The organism is Pseudomonas sp. P4_C3 (assembly GCF_056402075.1).
This window is the reverse complement of record NZ_JBFUIC010000765.1, coordinates 1-672: the sequence shown is the minus strand read 5'-3', so window position 1 is coordinate 672 and position 672 is coordinate 1. Positions and strand designations below refer to the sequence as shown.

Annotated in this window: 1 protein-coding gene; it reads right to left on the bottom strand. The window is 51.2% G+C overall.

Translation table 11 applies throughout. The features are described 5' to 3' along the window. Positions 1-291: 291 nt before the first annotated feature. On the bottom strand, positions 292-672 hold a 381-nt coding region (locus AC1DVH_RS32320; RefSeq protein WP_477757199.1), incomplete at its 5' end, for an SDR family oxidoreductase.

The following is a 672-nucleotide window of genomic DNA, read 5'->3' as shown; positions in this document are numbered from 1 at the left end:
GCGGGATATCGTCTGGCCAGCTGATATTACCCCTTGGTGAATATCATCTATCAGCAGTATCGACACTGGGTGGAAAACAGTACATGGGGACGATACGTTTGAATGTGCGGAATTGATAATTTAGTTGCATTTTCGGAAAATGGATAACCATCAATTTTTGCAGGGTTATTGGGGTTGGAGGTGTATCAGGCATTGGAAAATATCGATCCGCAGGATTCACCTAGGTAATTGATCGACGGCAAATAACAAAAGGCAGTCAGAGACTGCCTTTTGTTCATCCAGTGCAGCCGTTCAGGACAAGAACCCCCCATCCACATTCAACGAAACCCCAGTCGTGTAACTCGAAGCATCACTGGCCAAATAAAGCACTGCCCCCGCCATCTCACTCGGATCCGCCACCCGCTTCAGTGGAATCTGCTGTAAAGCAGTGTTCAGAATGGCTTCGTTTTTCACCAGCGCCGAAGCGAATTTGGTATCGGTCAGCCCCGGCAACAACGCATTGCAACGAATCCCGAACTGCGCACATTCCTTGGCAAACACCTTGGTCATGTTGATCACCGCCGCCTTGGTCACCGAGTAGATGCCCTGGAAGATCCCCGGCGAAACGCCGTTGATCGAGGCGACGTTGATGATGCTGCCGCCGCCGTTTTCGCGCATCAGCTTGCCGGCTTC